General features: G+C 63.7%; 16 protein-coding genes. 12 read left to right on the top strand and 4 right to left on the bottom strand.

Annotation, left to right across the window (positions count from 1 at the left end; all coding sequences use genetic code 11):
- The first annotated feature begins 18 nt into the window (after window positions 1-18).
- From hflX to ACTJI2_RS17330, 8 genes are all read left to right on the top strand, one after another.
- A complete protein-coding gene (gene hflX, locus ACTJI2_RS17365; protein WP_141456079.1) occupies window positions 19-1,320 on the top strand; it encodes a ribosome rescue GTPase HflX in 1,302 nt (433 codons plus the stop codon).
- Window positions 1,321-1,752: 432 nt separating this feature from the next.
- Window positions 1,753-2,883 carry an FtsH protease activity modulator HflK gene (gene hflK / locus ACTJI2_RS17360; RefSeq protein WP_183638227.1) on the top strand — a complete coding sequence of 377 codons (1,131 nt, stop codon included), beginning with the start codon at window positions 1,753-1,755 and terminating at the stop codon, window positions 2,881-2,883.
- On the top strand, window positions 2,880-3,743 hold the full coding sequence (gene hflC / locus ACTJI2_RS17355; protein WP_141456081.1) for a protease modulator HflC: 864 nt from the start codon (window positions 2,880-2,882) through the stop codon (window positions 3,741-3,743). Before hflK ends, hflC begins: the two co-directional genes overlap by 4 nt.
- A gap of 178 nt (window positions 3,744-3,921) precedes the next feature.
- On the top strand, window positions 3,922-4,107 hold the full coding sequence (locus ACTJI2_RS17350) for a DUF2065 domain-containing protein (protein ID WP_183638220.1): 186 nt from the start codon (window positions 3,922-3,924) through the stop codon (window positions 4,105-4,107).
- A 367-nt stretch (window positions 4,108-4,474) separates the two neighbouring features.
- Window positions 4,475-5,767 carry an adenylosuccinate synthase gene (locus ACTJI2_RS17345; protein ID WP_141456083.1) on the top strand — a complete coding sequence of 431 codons (1,293 nt, stop codon included), beginning with the start codon at window positions 4,475-4,477 and terminating at the stop codon, window positions 5,765-5,767.
- Between the two features lie 121 nt (window positions 5,768-5,888).
- Window positions 5,889-6,176, top strand: coding sequence for a YrhB domain-containing protein (locus ACTJI2_RS17340; RefSeq protein WP_440842861.1), 288 nt, complete (start codon window positions 5,889-5,891; stop codon window positions 6,174-6,176).
- Between the two features lie 2,294 nt (window positions 6,177-8,470).
- Window positions 8,471-8,740 (top strand): XAC0095 family protein, encoded by a 270-nt coding sequence (locus ACTJI2_RS17335; protein WP_183638211.1) that lies wholly within the window; start codon window positions 8,471-8,473, stop codon window positions 8,738-8,740.
- Window positions 8,741-9,198: 458 nt separating this feature from the next.
- Window positions 9,199-10,977, top strand: a complete 1,779-nt coding sequence (locus ACTJI2_RS17330) for a phospholipase D-like domain-containing protein (protein ID WP_440842860.1) — start codon at window positions 9,199-9,201, stop codon at window positions 10,975-10,977.
- A gap of 101 nt (window positions 10,978-11,078) precedes the next feature.
- Here the strand turns inward: ACTJI2_RS17330 and ACTJI2_RS17325 are convergent, their stop codons facing one another.
- The 3 genes from ACTJI2_RS17325 to ACTJI2_RS17315 all read right to left on the bottom strand — a co-directional run bounded on the left by ACTJI2_RS17325 (window position 11,079) and on the right by ACTJI2_RS17315 (window position 13,965).
- The gene (locus ACTJI2_RS17325) at window positions 11,079-11,411 is read right to left on the bottom strand and encodes a hypothetical protein (protein WP_183638197.1); all 333 of its coding nucleotides are present in this window, start codon (window positions 11,409-11,411) and stop codon (window positions 11,079-11,081) included.
- A 258-nt stretch (window positions 11,412-11,669) separates the two neighbouring features.
- Entirely contained in the window at window positions 11,670-13,115 is a 1,446-nt protein-coding gene (locus ACTJI2_RS17320) for a hypothetical protein (RefSeq protein WP_440842859.1), read from the bottom strand.
- Window positions 13,116-13,452: 337 nt separating this feature from the next.
- A complete protein-coding gene (locus ACTJI2_RS17315) occupies window positions 13,453-13,965 on the bottom strand; it encodes a DNA-binding protein (protein WP_440842858.1) in 513 nt (170 codons plus the stop codon).
- A 165-nt stretch (window positions 13,966-14,130) separates the two neighbouring features.
- Between ACTJI2_RS17315 and ACTJI2_RS17310 the strand changes: the two genes are divergently transcribed.
- The 4 genes from ACTJI2_RS17310 to ACTJI2_RS17295 all read left to right on the top strand — a co-directional run bounded on the left by ACTJI2_RS17310 (window position 14,131) and on the right by ACTJI2_RS17295 (window position 16,114).
- On the top strand, window positions 14,131-14,622 hold the full coding sequence (locus tag ACTJI2_RS17310) for a pyridoxamine 5'-phosphate oxidase family protein (protein WP_183638193.1): 492 nt from the start codon (window positions 14,131-14,133) through the stop codon (window positions 14,620-14,622).
- Window positions 14,623-14,756: 134 nt separating this feature from the next.
- Window positions 14,757-15,098 carry a cupin domain-containing protein gene (locus ACTJI2_RS17305; RefSeq protein ID WP_440842857.1) on the top strand — a complete coding sequence of 114 codons (342 nt, stop codon included), beginning with the start codon at window positions 14,757-14,759 and terminating at the stop codon, window positions 15,096-15,098.
- Window positions 15,099-15,290: 192 nt separating this feature from the next.
- Window positions 15,291-15,593, top strand: a complete 303-nt coding sequence (locus tag ACTJI2_RS17300; protein WP_318287521.1) for a hypothetical protein — start codon at window positions 15,291-15,293, stop codon at window positions 15,591-15,593.
- Between the two features lie 47 nt (window positions 15,594-15,640).
- On the top strand, window positions 15,641-16,114 hold the full coding sequence (locus tag ACTJI2_RS17295; protein WP_440842856.1) for a GNAT family N-acetyltransferase: 474 nt from the start codon (window positions 15,641-15,643) through the stop codon (window positions 16,112-16,114).
- Between the two features lie 370 nt (window positions 16,115-16,484).
- On the opposite strand, the gene gcvP is transcribed toward ACTJI2_RS17295, so the two are convergent.
- Window positions 16,485-19,403 carry an aminomethyl-transferring glycine dehydrogenase gene (gene gcvP, locus ACTJI2_RS17290; protein WP_440842855.1) on the bottom strand — a complete coding sequence of 973 codons (2,919 nt, stop codon included), beginning with the start codon at window positions 19,401-19,403 and terminating at the stop codon, window positions 16,485-16,487.
- Between the last annotated feature and the right edge of the window lie 22 nt (window positions 19,404-19,425).

Genomic DNA, 19,425 nt, shown 5'->3' with positions numbered 1-19,425 from the left:
GAGTCCAAACCGCTTTCCATGTTCGAACGTTCCCGCAAAGGCGAACACGCCCTCCTGATCCAGCCCCACGCCGGCGGCCCGCCGGATGATGGCGCCGCCGAGGAATTCACCGATCTGGCCCGCTCCGCCGGCGCCAGCATCGCGGCGTTGCTCACCGCCCGCATCGATCGGCCCAATCCGTCCACCCTGATCGGCAGCGGCAAGCTGGAAGAGGTCAAGGCCGCGGCCGAAGCCACCGGCGCGGATCTGGTACTGGTCAACTATCCGCTTTCGCCCGGCCAGGAGCGCAACCTGGAGAAATTCCTGGAACGCCGCGTGCTGGATCGCACCGGCCTGATCCTGGACATCTTCGCCCAGCGCGCCCGCAGCCACGAAGGCAAGCTGCAGGTGGAACTGGCCCAGCTCAAGCACATGGCCACCCGGCTGGTGCGCGGCTGGACCCACTTGGAGCGCCAGCGCGGTGGTTCCATCGGCCTGCGCGGCCCGGGTGAAACCCAGCTGGAAACCGACCGCCGCCTGCTGCAGAAGCGGGTGGAGCAGTTGCAGAAGCGGCTGGAAAAAGTCGAAGTGCAGCGCACCCAGATGCGCCGCGCCCGCGTGCGCAGCGAACTGCCGCGCGTGGCCCTGGTCGGCTACACCAATGCCGGCAAATCCACCCTGTTCAATACGCTGACCGGCGCGGAGGCCTACGCCGCCGACCAGCTGTTCGCCACCCTCGATCCCACCGTGCGCCGCATCGAGCTGCCCGGCGGCGGCGTGGTGCTGGCCGACACCGTCGGCTTCGTCCGCGATCTGCCACACGAACTGGTCGCCGCGTTCCGCTCCACCCTGTCCGAGGCGCGCGAGGCGGATCTGCTGCTGCACGTCATCGACGCCGCGGATCCGCTGCGCGAGGAACGCATCACCCAGGTCGATGAAGTGTTGCAGGCGATTGGCGCCGGCGACATTCCGCAGTTGCTCGTGTTCAACAAGATCGATCGCATCGAAGGCGCCGAACCGCGCCACGACCAGCCCAACGAAGGCCACGAGCGCGTGTGGATTTCCGCGCGCGACGGCGCAGGGCTGGATGTGCTGAAGGAAGCGCTGGCACAGAAACTCGGGCTGGAACGGATCATCGGCACCGTGCACCTGGGTGAGCGCTCGGCGCGATTGCGTTCCCGTCTGCACGCGCTCGGCGCGGTGCGCGGCGAACGCCACGACGAAACCGGCTGGCACCTGGACCTGGACATGGCCCTGGCCGACGCGCGCCGGCTGGCCGCCGAAGCGGGCGGCCACGCCCTGGAAACCCTGCTCCCCGAACCCGTCGAAGACACCTTCTGACCCGCCAACTGTAGGAGCGACGTCAGTCGCGACCGCAGCCCCACCGGCGCGACAGAACTTCCTGCGGCATCCAATTTCCCGGTCGCGACTCACATCGCTCCTACAGGGAGCGGCAGGGAGCCCGTGTGTGGGAGCGACTTCAGTCGCGACGTGATCTCTGCCAGCCGACAGGGCACCTTGCGGGCCATCCTTCTCGGTCGCGACTGACGTCGCTCCTACAGGGAAGCGGGAGCAGGGAACCCGTGTAGGAGCGACGTAAGTCGCGACCGGAAACCCGCCCACCCCGCAAAACATCCCCGCATCCGCCAGCCACCCGGCAAAAAACCGCCCGCCCCATGCCCTTCAGCCCTTGTCCGGCGGCCGGGCGGCCCTATCTTGTAGAATCGGAAACGCGTCGGTTTCGGCCCACGCATCATTGACGACGGAGTGGGCATGGCCTGGAACACCCCTGGAAGCGGCGGCTCTGGCAGCGGCGGCGGAAACGGCAACAACGACAACCGACGGGGCTGGAATCCCCGCGGCGGCAACAGTGGCGGCGGACTGGGCGATCTGCTGGATCGCCTGCGCGGTTCCTTCGACGGCAACGGCCCGCTGCGCTGGATCGGCGTGGCGCTGCTGCTGCTGGTCCTGTTCTCCAGCTTCCAGCTGATCGGCGAACAGCAGCGCGGCGTGGTCCTGCGCTTCGGCCAGTTCTCCCGCGTCATGCAGCCGGGACCCAACTTCAAGTGGCCGTGGCCGATTGAAAGCGTCACCAAGGTCAACGCCACCGAGATCAAGAACTTCAGCAACACCATGCCGGTGCTGACCCGCGACGAGAACATCGTCACCGTGTCGGTCAACGTGCAGTACCGCATCGCCGATCCACGCCTGTACCTGTACGGCTCGCGCAACGCCGACGACGTGTTGCAGCAGGCCGCGCAGAGCGCCGTGCGCGAACAGGTGGGCCGCTCGGATCTGGACACCGTGCTCGGCGAGCGGGGCCCGCTGGGCAGCCAGGCCAAGGAGCGCCTGCAGGCCTCGCTGGATACCTATCGGACCGGCCTGGTCGTGACCGAACTCAACCTGCCCGACGCGCGTCCGCCGGAAGAAGTGAAGCCGGCCTTCGACGAGGTCAACTCGGCCCAGCAGATCAAGGATCGCCTGGTCAACGAAGCGCGTGCCTACGCCGCCCGCATCGTGCCCGAGGCACGTGGTACCGCGGCGCGTACCCGCACCGTGGCCGAAGGCTACAAGGCCGCCACCGTCGCCCGCGCCCAGGGTGACGCCGACCGCTTCAGCCTGCTCCAGGAGCAGTACAAGAACGCGCCGGACGTGACCCGCAAGCGCCTGTGGCTGGATACCGTCCAGCAGGTGCTGCAACAGAACAACCGCAAGGTCATCGGCGGCGACAGCCGCCAGCTGATCTACCTGCCGATGCCCGCGCAGACGGGTGCCGCACCGGCATCGTCCAGCGCCCCGGCGCCGGAAGTGGTGATGCCCGCCGTGGAAAGCAGCGCGACAACCCCGCTGCGCAGTGCCGAGCGTCCCGCGCGATCGGCCGGACGTGAGGAGAGTGGACGATGAGACTTCCCGCAATCGTGGCGCTGCTGGTCGCCATCGTGCTGGGCCTGATGGGCTCGGTGTACGTGGTCCGCGAGGACCAGACCGGCCTGGTCCTCAACCTGGGCCGCGTGGCCCGCGCCGACATCCCGCCCGGCCTGCACTTCAAGTGGCCGCTGGTGGAAACCGCGCGCGTGTTCGACCGCCGCTTCCAGGTGCTGGAAACCCAGCCCGAGCGCTACCTGACCTCCGAGCGCAAGGACGTCAGCATCGACTTCTTCGCCGTGGGCCACATCTCCGACGTGCGCGCGTTCTACCGCGCCACCGGCGGCGACGAGAAGTTGGTCAATGATCGCCTGGCGCCGATCATCACCGACTCGCTGCGCAACGAAATCAACGCCCGCACCCTGACCCAGCTGGTCTCCGGCGATCGCAACCAGATCGTCACCGCCCAGCTCAAGGCCATCAACGAGGGCGCCGCCACCCTGGGCATGCGCATCACCGATCTGCGCCTGAAGCAGATCGACCTGCCCACCGACAGCCAGGTCATCACCGACGTCTACGAGCGCATGCGCGCCCAGCGCAAGCAGGTCGCCAGCCAGTTGCGCGCCGAAGGCGAAGAGCAGGCCCGCACCATCAGCGCCCAGGCCGATCGCGACCAGGCCGTGCTGGTGGCCGAAGCCGAACGCGACGCCCAGCGCCTGCGCGGCGAAGGCGACGCCGAAGCCGCCCGCATCTACGCCGCCGCCGCCAACAAGGACCCCGCGTTCTTCGCCTTCCAGCGCAGCCTGGAGTCGTACAAGAAGTCCTTCGCCGACGGCAACAGCGTCATCGTCCTGGACAAGGATGATCCGTTTTTGCAGTACCTCAAGAGCGATCGCTGACGCGGTCGCTCCGGGAATGGGGAGTGGGGAATCGAGAATCGGTTTTCCCATTCCCGGCCCGGACCGGGCGGTGAAACCGCCAAGCTCCTGAAACGGGAACAAGGCGGTCGCCCGCAAACGGCCCGTTCGTCAGCGGCCCACGATTCCCGATTCTCCATTCCCGATTCCCGGCCTCAAAATGCCCGATCTCTGGTCCGCCCTCTGCCTGGTCGCCGTCCTGGAAGGCCTGTTCCTGCTGGTCTCGCCGGGGCTGTGGAAGCGTCTGGCCCTGCAACTGCTCAACCTGCCCGACGCCCAGATCCGCCAGGCCGGCGGCCTGGTCCTGATCATTGGCCTGACCCTGCTGTGGTGGCTGCGCCACTGACTTCCCCGCAGCTCCTGTAGGAGCGACGTAAGTCGCGACCGCCAACAGGACGGGACCGAAAAATCCCAGGGCGGCCTCGCAGCACGGTCGCGGCTTACGCCGCTCCTACAAGGCGGCGAGGGCAGGGCCCCTTGACCGGATTGCCCCCCATTCAGCCATCGGGGTAGCCCCCTTCACCCAAAACCCGGATAATGCACAAAAGCCGGACGGGCGCTCGCCAGAGCCAACCCCGCCGGCTTTTTCCGTGTCTGGGCACAGCGTAGTGGACCCCTCCCCGATGGAGACGGCCCGCATCGGTAACGCCGCGCCCGGTCCGGCCCATCCCGGCGGCCCCGATGGTCGCCAACAAGCGAAGGAGTTACCCGTCATGGGTCAGTCAGTCGTCGTTCTCGGCGCCCAGTGGGGCGATGAAGGCAAAGGCAAAATCGTCGACCTGCTCACCGAGGAAATCGGTGCGGTCGTCCGCTTCCAGGGCGGCCACAACGCCGGCCACACCCTGGTCATCAACGGCAAGAAGACCGTCCTCCACCTGATTCCCTCCGGCATCCTGCGGCCCGACGCCCTGTGCCTGATCGGCAACGGCGTGGTCATCAGCCCGGCCGCCCTCCGCAAGGAAATCGAGGAACTGGAAACCAGCGGCGTGGACGTGCGCTCGCGCCTGAAGATTTCCCCGGCCGCACCGTTGATCATGCCGTACCACATCGCCCTGGATCAGGCCCGCGAGAAGGCTGCCGGCGGCAAGGCCATCGGCACCACCGGCCGCGGCATCGGCCCCGCCTACGAAGACAAGGTGGCCCGTCGCGGCATCCGCATCGCCGATCTGCATTACCCCGACCAGCTGGCCGAAAAGCTGCGCGCCGCGCTGGACTACCACAACTTCGTCCTCACCAAGTACCTGGGCGTGGACGCGGTGGACTTCCAGCAGGTCTATGACGAAGCGCTGGCCTTCGGCGAATACGTCCAGCCCATGAAGTCCGACGTGGCCGGCATCCTGCACGACCTGCGCAAGCAGGGTAAGCGCGTCCTGTTCGAAGGCGCCCAGGGCGCCCTACTCGACATCGACCACGGCACCTATCCCTACGTCACCAGTTCCAACACCACCGTCGGCGGCGCGCTGGCCGGCAGCGGCGTGGGCGCGGATGCCATCGACTACGTGCTGGGCATCGCCAAGGCGTATGCCACCCGCGTCGGCGGCGGCCCGTTCCCGACCGAACTGGATGACGAAGTGGGGCAGGGCATCCGCGACCGCGGCCAGGAATACGGCGCCTCCACCGGCCGTCCCCGCCGCTGCGGCTGGATCGACATCGTCGCGTTGAAGCGTGCGGTGGCCATCAACGGCATCACCGGCCTGTGCATCACCAAGCTGGACGTGCTGGACGGCATGGAAAAGCTGAAGATGTGCATCGCCTACCGCTACCGTGGCAAGGAAACCGAGTACGCCCCGCTGGACGCCCAGGGCTGGGAAGAATGCGAGCCGGTCTACCTGGAATTCCCCGGCTGGTCCGAAACCACCCACGGCATCACCGAATGGGACAAGCTGCCCCCAGCCGCCCGCGCCTACCTGCGCGCCCTGGAAGAACTGTCCGGCTGCCCGCTGGCCATCGTCTCCACCGGCCCGGACCGCGACCATACGATGACGTTGCAGGATCCGTTTGCTTGAGTTGAGGTTGGGCTTGAGGCCGATTGAGTAGTAAAAAAAGCCCCGTATTGCGGGGCTTTTTTTTTTGTAAGTATGTCCGAAACGAAAACTCTGGCGGCCTACGATAAAAAGGACGGGAAGCGTGAGCATCGATTTAAACAAGGCCCAGGAAATCGCCCTTGGCTACCTGAAAGCTCGGGAGTCCGAAGTGGGGCAGGAACTGTCCATCGCGAGATATGAGCCTGCGGGCGCAGATGGCGGATGGATCTTCTTCTACAACACTTCCGCGTACCTTGGTAGCGGAAACATTAGCCATGCATTGGCCGGTAACGGGCCGTTGTTTGTTGAGCGAGATGGCCGTTTCACGGCTCTTTCCAGCTCGGGCGACTGGAGAAACGAGATCAGAGGCATGAGAGGCGAGGCATCTTAGCAGCCACTTGTAACCGAATTTTGTCAGGCTCGCCGCTGCCGCCCGCGTCCACTCGCTGGCCATTTTCTCAGCGGGCACGGAACGCGATCTGCAATGATTTAATGGGATCCGTTTGCTTGAGTTGAGATCGTTAAATTGGTGAAAGAACCCCCGCGGGCGCGGCTTTTTGCAAGATGCGCAGTGCTCCGGATCGAGCAAAAATGCCTATAGATATAACAACAAGATTGGAATGAACTGAAAACGAGCGTGGGCTTAAGATGGACTAGAATCCCCGCCAAGAGCGATACATCGATCGCTCCGTGTCCGTGAATAGATCTGCATAACGCTCAGCCAAGTCGTACTTGTGCATTTTTCTCGAATAAGAGTTGCTGCTTCTCACGTGTGTCATGCTTGGAAGAAGTGTTTCGGATATTCGAGCATAAGCATCTAATAGCATTACGGAATACAACGAAGCCAGCTTGCAATTATCTCTATCTCTAATGGAAATCCGGATCTCGTCTCTATGGAAATTGAAGAATCGTTCTTGTGAGGACAAGCTCGCGTGCACACTTTCACTTAGTTTTCCGTAGATACGCCCAGCGCCGGGGAAATAAAATTTGAGTAGGGACACGGACTTGGTTGGCGACGTGTCGTCTATTTCTTCCAAGTCGTCTAATTTTGTGACTGCGAAAGCCCATGCGCACTGTTCTAGTTCTTGTCTAACAATGGACTCCGCTTCTAGTGCTAGTCCGCCAAGAATTAATTGGTTGACAGCGTGAAAGGTTGACCGCATTCGAATAAGAACATTTGCAGCATATACTTGACCAGATCGAGGTTCGGAACTGAACCGCCCTGTGCTGAGTAGATTTGAATAGCTGCCTGCAATATCTCCTACGTGAAGCGTCAGCTCTTTTAGACTTCCGGTAGGGCACCTAAGGTCATCATCAAATGCAGACAAGTACTCTTCGCGATGCCTCTTATAGATATAGTCAATGGATTTGTTTCCATCAACGTGAGTAATTCCGGCAGCAAACATCATGGCCTTGAACTCGGGATCGGATTTGATAGGGACGCCAACGCTGAAATGGCGATTTCCTATTACCTCCATTTCATCGAAATGCTTAGACCAAATGATTCTACGAACACCATTCCAGGGCATTGATATTACTCCGGCGCGAAAATTATTCCTGGTGGTTTTACTTGGGTAGTTCCAGGTGGCTTGTTGTTTCCCAGTATTTATAGCCAGGTGTTATGTGGAAGATTGAATCTCATGGCTTCGCATTGATTTTCTATCTCCTTGCTTATTTTTTGAATAACTATTCGAAGTGATCTAAGGTCTTTCCGACTCAATGGCTCTCTGGTGATTCTGGATACTGCCGAATCGCCTCCCGGAAAAAACCGAATACTTAGGTCAAGAGAGTCTGCATCTGAGTGCGCGATCTCTTTTTGCCTTAGGCGAATCATGAAATCATGAAGTTCGCGTTGAGAACGAGTGAGTTCGCGAAGAACTGAGCCAGGAGCTGTGCGTTCAGCTAATTGAGATTGTCCGCGAGTGTCCACGAATGGACGCGCGTAAGCGACCACTAACGCAGTCGTAAGTATGATGAGGTCTATGGGGTGTTCCCCACTAATCGATCGCCTCAGGCCTGACTTATCTATGAGGTCGATTGCAGCAGTTGCCTCTATCAGATCCATGCGGGAAATCCATAAGCGACGATAGCGTCTTAGTAGGCGATCTTGTATTTCAGAATTTGTTGGTTTTGGAATGTCCAAGAATATCTAGTCCATAGTCTGGATGGAGTCTCCAGGTGACGTATTTTTATTGAAGATAGTTTTTATCTCATATCAACAGAATTGCGTTGTACTGTTTTGTGTCAGGGAACCCTTGTTCCGCGCAGCTGATACTAGGTCCATGGAGTTAGACGAACAAGCGGACGTTTAGTCGAATTTAAGGTCATTCGCCTATGCCGGCTTGGACATCCCCGTAAAGTCACGTCGCCTTCACTCAATGCTCAACTCACTGGGAATAGATAGGCTCAATGTGCGTTGACACCACCCACCCCAGCCCCTAACCATTGCCCCCGGAGCCTCGAAACTCCTCACTAAGCGGTACCCACCTCCGAAACACTGGTGGGTTTTTTATGCCCGAACTCACGTTCGGGCATAATTTCCCGTCGCAGGCTTCCTGTGTCGGGAGGGCGGCTAATACAACACCCCACAAGGGGAATACGCCCGCCGTCTTAGTGCGGTTTCGAGCCTCCCGACATCCCGCCTGCGCGTGCAGGCGGGCCTCTGTACTGCAAGGGAGCAATGCCATGGGCGACGATCGCCATCACTCTCACTCGAACCGCCATCCCCCGCGCGAAAAGAAGCGCACCGGCTACCTGCTGACCCAGGACGCCTACCACCTGCTGTACGGCCTGCGCGAACGCGTCCGCCTGACCACCACACTGGCCCGCTCACGCAGCGAGCTGTCCAACCGCTACGAGCCCACCCCGCCGGTGGGCGACTGGGCCTACATCCTGGAAAAGTGGACCGAGGAGCTGGACTTCGTGTTGAAACACACGAGCTGGCAGCCGCGCTAGGTGGTACTTCGCTGGCAAGGAACCGGGTGGCGGTGTCGCCCGGTTCCACGCTGATAACGCCAATGTACGGTGTTGGACGGCCAACAACCACGTTTTTTGCCTTTCGTCGGGCAGTCGGACTGACCTGACAGGCAGGCTTGCGTCTGCGCTTCGGCCCACCGACGAACGGTGGCTTTTCTGTGGCCGACCCGACGGCATTGTCGCGTGGTCAGGGAGGACGGATCTCCATTCCCGCTGATGCCGAGGGAGTCGGCATGAGTCAGGCCATTGCCCGCAGGCAACATTGGACGCAAGGACGCGCCGCCTGCGCGCGCCGGGCCATGCCGCGCGCGAACGCCAGGGAGCGCGGCCATCTCGCCGAGTATCTGGCCGCGACTCCCGCATTTTCGATTTCCGCATAACGAGCACCACGGCGTCGCCATGGTGGCGGCGTCGAATCGCGCCAGGAGGGTCGTGCAATGCGCTTCAAGTCCAAGAGCCAGCAGGGGTTCCAGATTTTTGCGGTGACCGGCGTCAACACCATCAGTTTCGGCATCCATGCCAGCGCCGCCGCGCGCAAGGGGTTGCTGGGATTCGCCATCGAGCGGGAGGATCCGGCGGAGGACCAGCGGTACTTCATGCCCGGATTCAAGGTGTTCGAATCCATCATTCCGGTACCCGGCGAAAACACGCGTGTCAGCACGGAACAGCATCCCGTCCAGGATTTCATCTGGAGCGACTTCACCGCCAAGGACGGGCGCGACTACACCTACCATTTCTATCCGATGCGCGGTAAGCCGAAGAATCTGGAGCGCGGTCCGGCGGTGACCATCGAGGTGCGGACGGAAAAGCTGTACAGCACGGGCGAGCACGATGTGTTCTTCAATCGCGGTGTGGCCAGCAGCCAGGCGTATACGGCGAAGTTCGGCAATCGGCGCCCGGATCAACTGGAAGGAGCCAAGCAGCAGGAAGCCCTGGCGTGGCTGAGCCGGGATCTGGATGAGGCACTGTTGAAGTTCATTCAACAGGCCAAGAAGGGCGATGCGTTGCGTGGTTGCTTCTACGAGTTCCGCTATCCGCCAGCGGCCGAAGCGTTCAAGGCGGCCATCCAGCGCGGCGTGGACGTAAAGCTGATTGTCGATGCCAAGGAGAACGCGAAGAAGAACAAGAAGACCGGCAAGCTAGAGCCTCCCTTTCCGCGGGAGGAGAACCTGGCGATGATCAAGGCGGCGGGCATTCCGAAAAAGGCGGTCATCCTGCGCGAAGCGCGCCCCAACAACATTCAGCACAACAAGTTCATGGTGTTGTTGAAAGGCAAGGCGCGGAAGCCTGCACAGGTCTGGACCGGGTCCACCAATCTCTCGGTCGGCGGAATCCATGGACAGACCAATGTGGGGCACTGGCTGCGCAACGAGGAAGTGGCCGATGCCTTCCATCGCTATTGGGAACTGCTGGAAACCGATCCGGGTGCCGTCCGTGACGACCCGGAGGCGAGGCAGCGCAACACCGAGTTGCGCGACGCGGTGGAGGAACTGTGCGAGGTGCCTCTGGCGCGCGAGGACATTCCCAAGGGGGCCTCGCCCGTGTTCAGTCCTCGCAGCGGGCCGGGCGTGCTGGACCTGTACGTCAACCTGGTGGATGAGGCGGACTACAACGCCTGCATCACCCTGGCGTTCGGGGTCGGCAAACAGTTCAAGGACAAGCTAGGCGACAACACCAAGGACGGCCACCTGCTGCTGATGCTGCTCGAAAAGCAGGATAAACCGGGGAAGAAGAACGCCGAGGAATTTGTCACCCTCAATGCCAGCCAGAACATCTACAAGGCATGGGGAAGTTACATCGATGATCCGGCCTACCAATGGGCGCGGGAAACCAACGCGCGGATACTCAAGTTCAACTCGCACGTCAGCTACGTGCACTCCAAGTTCCTGTTGCGTGATCCGCTGGGGCCGGACCCCATCGTGGTCACCGGTTCGGCCAATTTCAGCAAGGCGTCAACCAACGAGAGCGACGAGAACATGCTGCTGATTCGCGGCAATCGGCGGGTCGCGGACATCTACTTCACCGAGTTCAACCGCATTTTCTTCCATTACTACTTCCGCGCGGTCCGGCAGCAGGCGGATGAGATGGGGAAGGAAGCGCCGCCCTTCCAGTTCCTGTCCGACAAGCCGGAAGGCTGGTTGAAGCAGTACAAGCCCGGCTCGCTGCGGCAGAAGCGGCTGGACATGTTGCTGGAAATGAAAGGATTCGACGCGTAGAGCGGAGCTTGCTCCGCTGCTTCTGGCGTGAGGTTGGGGCATACGGCGCCGAGCAAGCTCGGCGCTACGGGGCGGATGCCGAGCAAGCCCGGCGCCACGGTTTACTGCCCGAACGGCGCGGCCTTGACCGGCTGGCCCTTGGGCGAGCAGACCGGCGGGTTGGTCATGCCCATCGACAGCAGGTTGCCGCCGTTGACGATGCAGTTGAATTCCTTGCCGTCCTTGGCCTTCAGGGCGACGTAGGTGTTGGTGCCTTCGGTGCGGCGGCTGACCAGGGTGAGGTCTTCCGGCATGTAGCCCAGCGCACCACCGGTCTGGGACTTGATCTTGTCGTCGCTGAGGTTGTTGGTCTTCTGCGCAATCGAACTGCAGGCGGCGGCCTGCAATACCAGCAGCACCAGTGCCGGCTTCCACATCATCTTCCACATTTTCATGTTCATCTCCTTGGTCATCACCGCGGGCGCGGCGAGCGGTGCCATTAGCGGCGACAGGAGGCTATCCAGTGGCGGCGACGGCCGGGAGCGCGCTGGTGCGAACGGCACCGAAGGAATGACGAACCGCCCAGGCTGCGTGACCGCAAGCACACAGGGGGCTCGGCTCGCCCTGTGGGATGGGAAGCGCGGACGTTCCGATGCGGCGCGATGGTTTGCGCAGACGAGAGCCGGCGGTGGCGATGGTAGACCGTGAACCGGCTAGGGGACGCGGCTGGGGCGGTTACCCTGACAACGCATCTCGGAGCCCCCGGCGAAGCGCGCCGTGACCAGGTTCTCCACGAAGCCATTGAAGGCTTCGCCCCAGATCGCGTTGTGGCCGTTGACCAGTTTCCCCTTCACCCGCACGACCATGTAGGGCGAATGCGGATCCGGATCGACCGGGTTGTCCTGGTAGCGCTTGAGTTCGACGCCGTCCAGGCTCCAGGTGTTTTCGTTGCCGCAGATGAAGTCATCCCAGCCCGGATAGTTGGGACGGATGGCGTCGGCGACCTGGCTGAGCGTCTTCATGCCCATCAGGCTCTGGATGCCCAACAGCTGCCGGGTCCGGTTGGGCACATCCAGGGTGTGGGTCCACTTTTCCTTCAGGTGGCCCAGTGCAACGAGGTCGCGTTTGCGCTGGCCCTGCGTGGTGTAGTTGTTGGTGAGGGTGGAGAAGAAACGACCGGCGGGAAAGGCGTAGCGCGTGGCCTTGTCCTTTTCCGACATGAACACCGCCAGGATCGGCATCTGCCCGCGCGCGAAGGGCGTCTGCCGCGAGCGCGCTTCCAGCGGGTCGTAGCGGGTGTTTTCGAAGGCCGGGTTGACCAGGATGACCATGTCCGCGACCGAGGCCGGGACCTGTTTGCAGGCGTCCTTCTGCAACGCTGCTCCTTCAGCGGATTCCACGCGGGTATTGGAGAACGGTGCGATCTTCAATTGCGGGCCGCCGGGTCCGGCGGCGGGCACGCATTGCTGGGCTTCCACCAGTTCGCGCATCAGCAGGTGTTCGGTGGCGTTGTAGACCAGCGCGCCGCCGAAGCTGTGGCCGGCGACGACCAGCGCGTGCCGACCGCCGTTGGCCGCCGGCTGCGAACGCAGCGCGGACAGTTCGGAGATGACCTCGATGGCGCCGTCGGTGCCCACGCGATGCGCGGTGGCCTTGCGGCGCCAGAAGGTCAGTTCCTTGCCCGGTTCCCACTTGGCGCTGAGGCCACGCCAGCCCAGGTAGACGCCTTCGACCTGGCGGCGTTGTTCCGGCGGAATCTTGTGCTCGTCCTCATAGGCGGCCAGGTTGGCGCGCAGTTTGACCAGCAGGGCCTGGAAGTCGCGCACGTTCTCGTCGCCCACCTCCGCGTTGTGTTTCCAGCCGTGCGCGAACAACACCAGCAGGGTGGCGCGCTGGCGGGTGCGTTCGCGCACCAGGTCCAGCGCCTGGCGGGTGCGCGCGCGATCGTGCAGCGCGCCCTGGTCATCGAATTCGACATAGGTGATGTAGGCGCCGTCCGGCCCGCTGCGCAGCGGATGACGGATCGCCGCGCGGCAGTCGCGCTGCTCGGTTTCCTGGCAGGGCGTGGCCGATGCAGGCTGCACGCGATAGGCGACGTTGTGCGCGCAGCCGACCAGCCACAGGCAGGCGACCGCGACGAGCGGACGGAACAGGTGCATGGCGATTCCCCGATTGATCCTTCAAACATCCTTGCCGGTGGCGCGCGGCCGCCAGCTCCACTTCCTCGCCGGCCCTCCCCAGGGCCGTATCGGCGATATCGGCAAGCGTATACCAGGACTGTAGCGCCGGGCTTGCCCGGCGGCCGGGGTGGGGCAACAGCAGCGGAGCAAGCTCAGCTCTACGCGGGTGTTGGACGGTGCAGGGGGGAGAGGCCGCGGAGCGTGGTCGGGTGGGTCTGGGTCCACCATCGCGGTGCCGGGCGGTGGGTGAGCCTTCTGGCTTCACCCGGAGTTGGCGCCCGGCGACGGCAATGGTGGGCCGAGGCCCACCGGGTGGTCAGGATGCCTTTTTGCGGGTACGCGCGGCCTTCTTGGCGGCGGCCGAGCGCTTGGCGGGGCCCTTGGTGCGGGCGGCTTTCTTTGCCGCGGCGGAACGGTCGGCGGCGGTGCGCTTGCTGGCCGCCTTCTTGGCCTGTTTGGACAGGGCGGTGCGGCTGACGGCTTTCTTGGCGGTCGTTTTGCTGGCGGTCTTCAACGCCTTCTTGGCACCGGTCGAGCGCTTGGCGGCGGGCCGCTTCGCTGCGGCGGTCTTCTTCTTGCCCTTGGCGATGTCCTTGCGGGCTTTCTTTTTGATCGCCGGCGAGGCGGTTTCGCCGGGTTCGACGTCGATGCCGGCGCGGCGGGCCTTGGACAGGCCGATGGCGATGGCCTGCTGGGTGTTCTGGACGCCGTGCTTGCCTTCGCGCACGTGTTCGATTTCCTCGCGAACGAATTCGCCCGCCTGGGTGCTGGCGGACTTGCCTTCGCGCTTGTCGCGTTCGACCGCGCGGCGGGTTTTTTCTTCCGGCATGGCGGCGTCCTCCTTCGGACAACGAGCCTGTGTTAGTCCCGTCGGCGTGAACAGGCGGCGAAGGACGGTTGGCGGGCGCGACTATCACGGCGATAACGCTTGCTTGACGGCGGCGTGACATGTGCGGGGCTAGCGTGAAGCCACCTGTTTCGAGGGAGTATCGTCATGCATACGCCACAGGAACTCGAAAAGAAATTCTGGAAGCTGCTGAAGTCCGACATGGTCATGATGATTGGCCTGGAGGGCGCCGAGGACGGCCACACCCGTCCGATGACTGCGCAGATGGAGGACGAGGAACACGGACCCATCTGGTTCTTCACCACCACCGACAATCGCCTGGCCCAGCGCGTGGGCACGCCGCAGCGCGCCATCGCCACGTTCTGCGCGAAGGGCCATGACCTGTTCGCCAGTGTCAACGGGATGCTGGTGGAGCATACGGATCGCGAAGTGGTCGACCGGTTGTGGAATCCGTATCTGGCCGCCTGGTACGAAGGCGGGATGGAGGATCCGCGATTGGCCCTGTTGCGCTTCGACGCCGAGCACGCGGAAATCTGGTTGAACGAGAACTCGATGCTGGCCGGAGTGAAGTTGATGCTGGGCATGGATCCGAAGAAGCATTACCGCGATCGCGTGGCCGAGGTGAATCTGCGGCATTGAGGGGTTGGGGTGAGGCTGTCACTGCGGATGCTGGACGGATTGCCCCCATCCGCCCTTCGGGCACCTTCCCCCGCACGCGGGGGAAGGGCGCGCGCCGGCTACGGCCAATGCCGCAATGACAATTTGGAGCCGGCATGCACTACAAACACCTGCGGTTTGGACAAGGCTTTCGTACCGCTTTCGCGGTGCGGGAGGTGCAAGCGGCGGAGATGGTGATCGCGCCGGGCGAGGCCGAGGGCGGGCCTGACAACCGGCATCGCGGTGCGGACCAGTGGTTGTATGTGGTGTCCGGCACCGGCGTGGCCACCATCGAAGGCGAGCGGCAGACGTTGCGCGCGGGCAGCCTGCTGGTGATCGAACACGGCGAGCGCCACGAGATCCGCAATACCGGGCGGACCTTCCTGAAGACGCTCAACTTCTATTACCCGCCGGCATACGACCAGGACGAGGAAACCCTGTCGGCGGGCGAGGGCTGAGGGAATTGGGCGGGCCGGCATGTGGCTGAATACGGGGAGCCGGATATTCAGTTCCGGCTTCACCGGCCCGAACGGTGAATGACCATGGCGCGTGCGGCCTGTCCGATCCGTCGTGCCCGCCGCGTGAGGGAAACCAACGACGCGGAGAGGGGGGCTTTGCGGCGGTGCCCCCTTATGTCGGAAGTCGATTGCATGCTGTTGTCAGACACCCAGATCCATACCCACCTGTGCCGGCTGGAAGCCACCGATGCGCGCGCCATCGGTCAACTGGAAGCGTTGACCGTCTGGATGGCGGCGCTGGTGCAGACCCATCCGGATGGCGAGCGCTTGCGCGCGGTCGCGCAGAAGTTGGCCGCGCGCGGTTCGTTGCGGGCCATCGCCGGCTATCAGGAGGAAGCGGCGGCCTATGACGCCACGTTCTGCCAGCTGATGGCGCTGAGCGACGGGACCCGCCCGTCGATTCCGGTTCCCGCCGCGCCGCCGCCACGCGTGTGACGCCGGACTGGGATAGAGTCGCCGCTCCCGTCCCGCGGCTTTCGTCCATGTCCGAGGTTTCGCTGGTCCCGATGAGTGAGCGCGCGTTCCGCACGTTCCTGCATGTCGCAGTGGAAAATTACGCCGCGGAGAATGTCTCTGCCGGACGCTGGCCCGCCGAAGGTGCGCGTGAGCGCTCGCAGGAAGCCTTCGCGCAATTGCTGCCGCAGGGAGCGGCCACGCCGGATCACTATCTGTTCGAGATCGTTGCCGGCGAGGAAGGCACGGTGGGATCGCTGTGGTACGGCGTATACACCGAAGGCGAGCAGCGCCAGGTGCATGTCTATGACGTGCTTGTGCATCCGGCGCATCGCCGTCGTGGCTATGCCGCCGCTGCGTTCACGGCGATGGAGGCGCAGGTGCGCGCGCAGGGGATCGATCGGATTGGCTTGCATGTTTTCGCACACAATGCGGGTGCGCAGGCTTTGTATGCGCGACTGGGGTATTTGACGGTGAGTCATAACCTCATCAAGCAGCTTTAGGGTTGCTCATCTCCGACTTCGAGCAGCTTCCCTCGCTGGCGGGAGGGATGTAGGTGTGGGGAAACAAAAGCAAATCCCCCTCAGTCCCCTTCTCCGAAGGGGGAGGAACAGCGGATGGCCGGTGAACCGCACTTGAAAAGCCCCCTTTGAAAAAGGGGGCGGGCACCCGCGAAGCGGGTGACGGGGGATTGACCAGCCATTCGGCTGTTGAGAAGCGCTTGCTTTTGGCGCGGAGAGAAATCTGAGAGATGAAGGCATACGAACTGCCCCATCCGCCCTTCGGGCACCTTCCCCCGCGGGCGGGGGAAGGGGGCGTTGCAGCGTGCGAGTACTCCCCAAAAAAAAGCCCCGCATCGCGGGGCTTTTTTTTTTACATCACGTTCGGCTCGCTGAAGGCTTCCGGTTCGCCGGCGAAGGCTTCCACCGGGATGCAACTGCAAAACACGTTCTTGTCGCCGTGCACGTTGTCCACGCGTGCGACCGGCGGCCAGTACTTCTGCAGCTTCAGGCTGGGCAGCGGGAACGCGGCCAGTTCACGCGGATAAGCGTGGGTCCATTCGCTGGCGCTGACCTGGGTGGCGGTGTGCGGAGCATGCTTGAGCGGATTGTCCTCGCGATCCAGGCGGCCGTCCTCGACCGCGCGGATTTCCTCGCGGATCTGGATCATCGCGTCGATGAAGCGATCCAGTTCGTGCTGCGATTCGCTCTCGGTCGGCTCGACCATCAGCGTGCCTGCCACCGGGAAGCTCAGGGTGGGGGCATGGAAGCCGAAGTCGATCAGGCGCTTGGCCACATCCTCGGCGCTGATGCCGGTGGCGTCCTTGAGCGGGCGCAGATCCAGGATGCACTCGTGCGCGACCAGGCCGTTGCGGCCGGTGTACAGGGTCTCGTAGTGCGGGGCCAGGCGCTTGGCGACATAGTTGGCGTTGAGCAGCGCCACCTGGGTGGCCTTGCGCAGGCCGGCCGAGCCCATCAGGGTGATGTACATCCAGCTGATCGGCAGGATGCTGGCGCTGCCGAAGCTGGCCGCCGATACCATGCCCACGTCGCCTTCACCGCCCAGCGTGCGCGGCAGGAACGGCGCTAGGTGCGACTTGACCGCGCACGGACCCACGCCCGGGCCGCCGCCGCCGTGCGGAATGCAGAACGTCTTGTGCAGGTTGAGGTGGGAGACATCCGAACCCCACTTGCCCGGCTTGGCCACGCCGACCAGCGCGTTCATGTTGGCGCCGTCGGTGTACACCTGTCCGCCGTGCTGGTGGATGATGTTGCAGATCTCCACCACGTCCTCTTCGAACACGCCGTGGGTAGAGGGGTAGGTCATCATGATCGCGGCCAGGCGATCGCTGTACTTCTCGGCGGCGCGGCGGATGTCCTCGACATCGACGTTGCCGTTGCTGTCGCACTTGGTGACCACCACCTGCATGCCGCACATCTGCGCGCTGGCCGGGTTGGTGCCGTGCGCGGATTCGGGAATCAGGCAGATGTCGCGCTTGGCCTCGCCGCGCGAGCGGTGGTAGGCGCGGATGGCCAGCAGGCCGGCGTATTCGCCCTGCGCGCCGGAGTTGGGCTGCAGGCTGACCGAGTCATAGCCGGTGCATTCGACCAGCATGGCTTCCAGGCCGTCGATCAGTTCCTTGTAGCCCTGCGCCTGATCGGCCGGGGCCAGCGGGTGCAGGTTGCCGAACTCCGGCCAGGTCACCGGGATCATCTCGGCGGTGGCGTTGAGCTTCATGGTGCAGCTGCCCAGCGGGATCATGGTGCGATCCATCGCCAGATCCTTGTCGGCCAGCGCACGCATGTAGCGCAGCAGTTCGTGCTCGCTGTGGTGGGTGTTGAACACCGGGTGGGTCAGGAACGGGCTGGTGCGGCGCAGGGCTTCCGGGATCAGCGAGGGGGCGCTGGCGTCCAGCGCGTCGATGCCCGGCAGGGTGGCGCCCGGGGTGGCGAACACGCCCCACAGCGCTTCGACGTCGGCGCGGGTGGTGGTTTCGTCCAGCGAGATGCACAGCGTGCCGTTGCCACGCACGCGCAGGTTGATGCGGGCCTGCCTGGCGCGGGCCAGGATCGCCTCGGCGGCGTCGCCGGCGTCGATGCACAGGGTGTCGAACGCGCTGGCGTGCACCGTGGCGTGGCCGAGCGCGCGCAGGCCTTCGGCCAGGATGGCGGTCAGGCGGGCGACGCGGCTGGCGATGCGGGTCAGGCCTTCCGGACCGTGGTAGACGGCGTACATCGAGGCCATCACCGCCAGCAGCACCTGCGCGGTGCAGATGTTGGAGGTGGCCTTCTCGCGACGGATGTGCTGCTCGCGGGTCTGCAGGGTCAGGCGGTAGGCGGGATTGCCGTCGGCATCCACCGACACGCCAATCAGGCGGCCCGGCATGGAGCGCTTGTAGGCGTCGCGGCAGGCCATGAAGGCCGCGTGCGGGCCGCCGAAGCCGAACGGCACGCCGAAGCGCTGGGTGTTGCCGACCACGATGTCGGCGCCCATCTCGCCCGGGGTCTTGAGCAGGGTCAGCGCCAGCAGGTCGGTGGCCATCACGAACAGCGCCTGGTGGCCGTGGATGATCTCCGCGTCGCGGCCCCATTCCTCCAGCCAGCCGCTGGACGCGGGGTACTGCACCAGCACGCCGAAGTAGTCACCGGCGGCGAGCTTTTCATGGAACGCTTCGGTCGAACGGACGATGTCCACGGTCAGGCCCAGCGGCTCGGCACGGGTCTGCAGGACTTCAATCGTCTGCGGATGGGTGTCGCCGGCGACCAGGAACACGTTGGACTTCGACTTGGCCGAACGCTTGGCCAGGGTCATCGCCTCGGCGGCGGCGGTGGCTTCGTCCAGCAGCGAGGCGCTGGCGATTTCCATGCCGGTCAGGTCGGTGATCATGGTCTGGAAGTTGATCAGCGCTTCCATGCGGCCCTGCGAGATTTCCGCCTGGTACGGGGTGTAGGCGGTGTACCAGGCCGGGTTCTCCAGGATGTTGCGCAGGATCACCTTCGGAGTGTGGGTGCCGTAGTAGCCCTGGCCGATGAAACTCTTGAACACCTGGTTCCGGTCGGCGACGGCGCGGATCTTGGCCAGCGCCTCTTCCTCGGTCATCGCTTCGGGCAGGGCCAGCGGCGCGGCGGACTTGATGTTGGCCGGCACGATGGCGTCGGTCATCGCCTCCAGCGAGTCGTGGCCGACCACGCGCAGCATGTGCGCGATTTCGGCGTCGTTGGGACCGATGTGGCGGGCGATGAAAGCGTCGTGGTGCTCGAGATCGCGAAGCGAGGACGGAGTCTGGGACATGGGCAGGGGCATCCGGAAAAGG

The organism is Pseudoxanthomonas sp. 22568, assembly GCF_052044485.1.
GTDB lineage: Bacteria > Pseudomonadota > Gammaproteobacteria > Xanthomonadales > Xanthomonadaceae > Pseudoxanthomonas_A > Pseudoxanthomonas_A beigongshangi.
The sequence above is the reverse complement of the archived record's forward strand: the minus strand, read 5'-3'. Positions and strand labels throughout refer to the sequence as shown.

Excerpts from the sequence above, each read along its gene's own strand:
- hflX (WP_141456079.1), top strand. The coding sequence starts at position 19 with ATGTTCGAACGTTCCCGCAAAGGCGAACACGCCCTCCTGATCCAGCCC.
- ACTJI2_RS17295 (WP_440842856.1), top strand. The coding sequence starts at position 15,641 with ATGTCCGAGGTTTCGCTGGTCCCGATGAGTGAGCGCGCGTTCCGCACG.
- ACTJI2_RS17315 (WP_440842858.1), bottom strand. The coding sequence starts at position 13,965 with ATGCCGGAAGAAAAAACCCGCCGCGCGGTCGAACGCGACAAGCGCGAA.
- hflK (WP_183638227.1), top strand. The coding sequence starts at position 1,753 with ATGGCCTGGAACACCCCTGGAAGCGGCGGCTCTGGCAGCGGCGGCGGA.
- ACTJI2_RS17330 (WP_440842860.1), top strand. The coding sequence starts at position 9,199 with ATGCGCTTCAAGTCCAAGAGCCAGCAGGGGTTCCAGATTTTTGCGGTG.
- ACTJI2_RS17305 (WP_440842857.1), top strand. The coding sequence starts at position 14,757 with ATGCACTACAAACACCTGCGGTTTGGACAAGGCTTTCGTACCGCTTTC.
- hflC (WP_141456081.1), top strand. The coding sequence starts at position 2,880 with ATGAGACTTCCCGCAATCGTGGCGCTGCTGGTCGCCATCGTGCTGGGC.
- ACTJI2_RS17350 (WP_183638220.1), top strand. The coding sequence starts at position 3,922 with ATGCCCGATCTCTGGTCCGCCCTCTGCCTGGTCGCCGTCCTGGAAGGC.
- ACTJI2_RS17320 (WP_440842859.1), bottom strand. The coding sequence starts at position 13,115 with ATGCACCTGTTCCGTCCGCTCGTCGCGGTCGCCTGCCTGTGGCTGGTC.
- ACTJI2_RS17300 (WP_318287521.1), top strand. The coding sequence starts at position 15,291 with ATGCTGTTGTCAGACACCCAGATCCATACCCACCTGTGCCGGCTGGAA.
- ACTJI2_RS17310 (WP_183638193.1), top strand. The coding sequence starts at position 14,131 with ATGCATACGCCACAGGAACTCGAAAAGAAATTCTGGAAGCTGCTGAAG.
- ACTJI2_RS17335 (WP_183638211.1), top strand. The coding sequence starts at position 8,471 with ATGGGCGACGATCGCCATCACTCTCACTCGAACCGCCATCCCCCGCGC.
- ACTJI2_RS17345 (WP_141456083.1), top strand. The coding sequence starts at position 4,475 with ATGGGTCAGTCAGTCGTCGTTCTCGGCGCCCAGTGGGGCGATGAAGGC.
- ACTJI2_RS17325 (WP_183638197.1), bottom strand. The coding sequence starts at position 11,411 with ATGAAAATGTGGAAGATGATGTGGAAGCCGGCACTGGTGCTGCTGGTA.
- gcvP (WP_440842855.1), bottom strand. The coding sequence starts at position 19,403 with ATGTCCCAGACTCCGTCCTCGCTTCGCGATCTCGAGCACCACGACGCT.